Here is a 4,929-nt window from a genome sequence, read left to right as displayed (position 1 = left end):
CGGCATCCCGAGGCACCAAATTGCACCTCATTGGACGAACAAAATGATTGAAACGCCTGCGAATGCGTGTGATGAATTGTGCTTCGTCCAACCCGGAGCGTATGCTGAAAGGGGATTCACGAATCCGTGAAATCCGCTCACGAATCCGAAAAAACACTCACGAATCCATAGAAAACATTCCCTAATCCGAAATCGCCGGATTTTTGGCATGGTGTTTATCGCATCGGCCGCTTTCCGCCATGGGGGGACTTGTCGTGGAATAACAGCGTGAATCGTTTTGTGTCTTTACCATTCATCATGCTATCTGACTGAAGAGGTTTAATAGGATTGCCACAAGATAGAACGGATGCCCAGTGAAATCAGTGAGTAAATGCCAGGTATATGAAAAAAAGAACCCCGTTCCATTTACACGAAACGGGGATCCGCCCCAATAGGATTAGGGGCTATCAACCTAAACCTAATGCGAAGATAAGGAGAACTTAGTCAACCTTACATGTTAAATAGTGGTTCCTGACGGTTATCCCAAAAACAGATCACCGTTACAACTCAGCCATCAATCTTATAAAGGATGGAATAATTTTTATATACAGCGCTCGCCCCAACGCTCCATTAATTGTGATGATAGTGAATCGTACGTATCCTCCGCCTCGGGAGTAAAGCTGAGCCTGTATTGCGTTAGGTGGATTTCTTTCTGGGTTAGGACTAGCTTGGCCTTAACGTTTCAAGAAGTGTTTCTCCTTGAACGCTTCCAATCCGATGGTCTTGCCTTGGGCGGCCTGTTCCACCCCCCTATCAACGCTCGCCAGCACATGATCCGGCAGCGTATTGGACTGTGCTTCGAAAGGAACCTTCAATGCCTTCAAGACCGATTTAACGGTTTTGAGCTGTTCCGCATTTTCCGGATGGATCATAATCGCTTCCATATTCGTTTGCTTTATTACAAAGTTACTAAAATTAACGGCTCATTTACCAATCGACCTTATTTTCTCTGTACAAATCTCAAAAGCAGACTTCCGGTAACTTCCTCTCTCAAAAGCATTAATTCCGTCGATCAAAAATTCATTTCCAATAGGAAACCATATATCAAAATACCCTTGGGCTTTCTCTCGTTCTTCTTCTGGGGTCAGGATAAAGCGGTGATGATTATTTTAATCCTTTTTCGTTTAGCGAGTAACCTGTAAACGGGATAATACTAAATCGTAACACCACAACTTCCTCCGCTCGCGTCAATCATTAACTGTCACATATGATTTATAAGCGTCTGATAGTAATAAAATCCAAACCGTTAGGAATGGGACAAAAGTCAGAAACGCAATAGGGTCTAGCAGAAAATAGATAAAAACGGCGAGCACACTGACCACGATAAACAGTGTGGGAATTATTAACAGGTATTTCAGGAAATGTCTGCTTTTTGCCAACGGAAACAGTGTAAACAACGATAAATGAGCAACTGGCAACAATAATAATGGCAAGGTAATACCTCTATCTCCCTTAAAATACCCCATTAGGGTATTGATTTCGACAGATAAAAGCCCGTACCTCACTATCGGGGAGCCAAGCAGTAAGCTAGTGATAATAAAAATTATGAGTAACACTTTTCTTTTTTTCATTGTATACCGCTTTTAACTTCCTACTGCGGTGAACATCAGATTTTGAATAACTACACACCGGCACTTGCTGTTAATAGGTCATCGTTAGGTATAGGATTTCATTGCATTTGCATCCTCGAACTGGAGAATGTTTCCTCACCATTGCAAGGATCATACAGCATGATGGTATTTAGTAATATCTATCCGTGGATTGTGATGGCTTGTAAGCGGTTAAATTAATCTGTTTATTCATCCTTTTATCTGTGGGTATTGATTTAGTGTTGTTGGTTTGTAGGTGCAAGATAGGAAAGGGTTTTAGGATTTGCAAATTATTGGCTATTAGCTTTTGCTTGCTAGTGGGTGGATGTCAAATGATAGATTCGAGAATCCAAGTGACAATAAAAAGAAAACTTTGCTGGGTCAGAGACTATACCAATTATTTTAATCCTTTTCGTTTAAAGAATATACCAGTAAACGGGATAATACAAAATCGTAACACCATAACTTGCCGTCAATGAAACTGGCGGGAGCGATCGCGCGACTTCTATCTAATTGATAAAGAGAATAACTCTTTGAATCAAGGTTTACAGCCACAATATAGGTATTTATATTATTTTCGCTGTCGTCTCCGGATTTATATGCTTGAAAATCAATAATTTCCTGAACCGGAAAATAAAGATTATCATTTTTATCGATTGCCGCCCCGGAAAAAAAATTGTAATGAACCGTATTTGGGCCTGAAGAAGAATTGTCAGAAATCGTATTTAGCTCGTAAGAAGAACGCATCTCGGGTATTTCAAGTAAGCTCATACTCTCCATCAATGAATCACTATTTAAGGCGTATCTATTGACCAAATATTTGTTGCTGGGGATAGCAAAGAATGTGGTATCTTGTACATGACTTTTCAATAGAAACAGCTTAGGAATAATTTTAGACGCCATTCCTGAGTCTACGTTTGCATGCAAATCTTCAACCGGTACAACATCTTCCAGTTCTGTAACCTCACTGTTATTTAAATGATATCGCTTAACCTTACGGCCATTATTTGCAATCAGTTTTACTACATAAGCAATGGAGTCGTTAATGAAAAAGTTATTAAGATGGTATGCGAATGGGCCATTAAACGATATACCATCGCTATTATAATCTTTTAAGAATAGTCCCGATGGCGAGAATATTTTGAATAAGCTATTGATATTACTATGACCAACAATCAAATTCCCTTTATAAAATTGAGCTCCGAACGGTCTATGAATATAGGCAGTATCTCTAGCGGTTGATCCGACAGAACGCTTGAAATGATATGTATTTCGATTCAATACATGGACCAAGCCTTGTTGTGTATCGGTAATATAAATGCAGCTATCGTCAGTAATCAATCCCATCACCGAACCAACGGGGATTTTGTTTCCGTCAAAATGATCTATTTCTTTCTCTAAGATGGCCTGACCTCGCTTTAATATTTTAAATTTTACCTTTAAACTTTCAGAGGGATATTCGTTTGGTGATTTTTCAGGATTACAACCTAAAAGTTGGACAGCGAAAATTGTCATCAACAAAGGCCTTATAAATTTTACCATTTCTAATTTTTTATAGTTCAATAAATATTGAGTCTTCACACCACCAATATCATACACCACGGCATCCTTTTGCTCGATAGCCGTATAGGACGCCACCTTACCCTGCACACTCTAGGCAGCAGGAAACTGAATACATGGAAAAGGTAAAGTATACGTTTACGCATGGCGGTTCGCGGTGAATGGTGATAAAATACAATAAGATTTAACTATTTACCTTTATTAAGAAACTCCCTTGCTTCAGACAGAGATGGTAAGGTGTCCCTATCTAAATCAATTATAAAATGCTTAATAATTTTTATATAATCGAGATATGTCATCATATTGTATCAATTAAGGAACTAAGTGGGTCTTTGAAATTAAAAAAATGAGTTTGAGACTTATCCTCCTCTAGGGAAAGAGTATTTACTTCGTTGTAATATATTAAAAATTCATGCTTATGTTTTTTTAATTCCTGAATAGCAGCTTTATATTCTGCATACATACTATCAACATTCATGCTTCCACCGAACCAGAATTTTTTATTTGTGGGGTATTGATTTAGTGTTGTTGGTTTGTAGGTGCAAGATAGAAAAGGGTTTTGGGATTTGCAAATAGGCTGCTAGCTTTTGGCTGCTAGTGGGTGGACGCTAGGTTAATATACAGGTGATTAATTGCTTCGTCCAACCCAGGGCGTATGCCGAAAGGAGATTCACGAATCCGTGAAATCCACTCACGAATCCGGAAAAACACTCACGAATCCATAGAAAACATTCCCTAATCCGGAATCGCCGGATTTTTGGCATGGTGTTTATCGCATCGGCCGCCTTTCGACATGGGAGGATTTGCGGTAGCATGACAGCGTGGATTCGTTTTAGGGCGCTGCCCTGACCCCGCACATCCGAAGCCGCAGGTAGCAGGAACGCGAAGACAAGGAAAAGGTAAGGGACACGTTTGCGTACGACAATGGGTGTAATGATGATAGTTGTTATTCGAGTTTCGTTGTTTTAATTAGGCGTTGTGGCTTACAATGGTCGTTATGACGTGCGAATTACAACATGGTCTTCAATTTGAAAGAACCTGCGCCAAATTAACGAAGTGGTTTTTTCCTGTGGTATGGCTAACTGGCCAGTTTTTAAAATAATTCATGGTTATTTCTCCATGGGCTGTACAAGGTAGCTGAAGGATGTGAAGGGGCATTACGAAACCATAGCCCCGCGGTTTTTTGCTAAAAACTCTTGTTCGGTAAAATATATACGCTACATTTGTTAGCAAATTTGACCGTAAAACCAATTGCCTAATGGTAAAGACAGAAACTAGAGGTTCTAAACACACAAATATTAGTTTGTGAACCTCGAAAAATATACATATCGTTCTAACGCAAGTCACCTCGACTTTGAGTTTGAAAGCAAGGGGCCAAATGGTAAAATTACCAAAGTGGCACGTTTTAGTCCCCAGAATGCCAATGGCGTAACTTATTTTAACCTCGGATTCGGCGATTTGAATGAAAATGGACAGGTGGATGACCTGTCGAAGTCAAACAATAGTGATCGGGATAAGATTCTCGCTACCATTGCGTCCATTGTATTGGAGTTCACTTCACATTTTCCTGATGTAATGGTGTATGCGCAAGGCAGCACCCCTTCCAGAACCCGTCTATACCAAATGGGTATTGCGGCTAATTGGGATAAAATAAAATCCATTATGGATGTCTACGGATATGTCAATGGTCAATGGCAACGGTTTGAAAAACAAGTGAATTATCAAGCTTTTTTGGTAATCC

Annotated in this window: 3 protein-coding genes; 1 reads left to right on the top strand and 2 read right to left on the bottom strand. The window is 39.7% G+C overall.

All coding sequences use genetic code 11. From position 1 onward, the window contains the following. Positions 1 to 713: 713 nt before the first annotated feature. Both NF543_RS25010 and NF543_RS25005 read right to left on the bottom strand, forming a co-directional pair. On the bottom strand, positions 714 to 923 hold the full coding sequence (locus NF543_RS25010) for a DUF2683 family protein (RefSeq protein WP_257670908.1): 210 nt from the start codon (positions 921 to 923) through the stop codon (positions 714 to 716). A gap of 1,107 nt (positions 924 to 2,030) precedes the next feature. Then, positions 2,031 to 3,278: a hypothetical protein gene (locus NF543_RS25005; protein ID WP_257957579.1), complete on the bottom strand. Its 1,248-nt coding sequence runs from the start codon at positions 3,276 to 3,278 to the stop codon at positions 2,031 to 2,033. A 1,215-nt stretch (positions 3,279 to 4,493) separates the two neighbouring features. Here NF543_RS25005 and NF543_RS25000 point away from each other — a divergent pair. Then, a partial coding sequence (locus NF543_RS25000; RefSeq protein WP_257670910.1) for a DUF6934 family protein occupies positions 4,494 to 4,929 on the top strand: 436 nt, incomplete at its 3' end.

Origin of the sequence: Parapedobacter tibetensis, assembly GCF_024704835.1 — a bacterium.
Classification (GTDB): domain Bacteria; phylum Bacteroidota; class Bacteroidia; order Sphingobacteriales; family Sphingobacteriaceae; genus Parapedobacter; species Parapedobacter tibetensis.
Note: the sequence above shows the minus strand (reverse complement) of the source record. Positions and strands in the feature narration are given on the sequence as shown.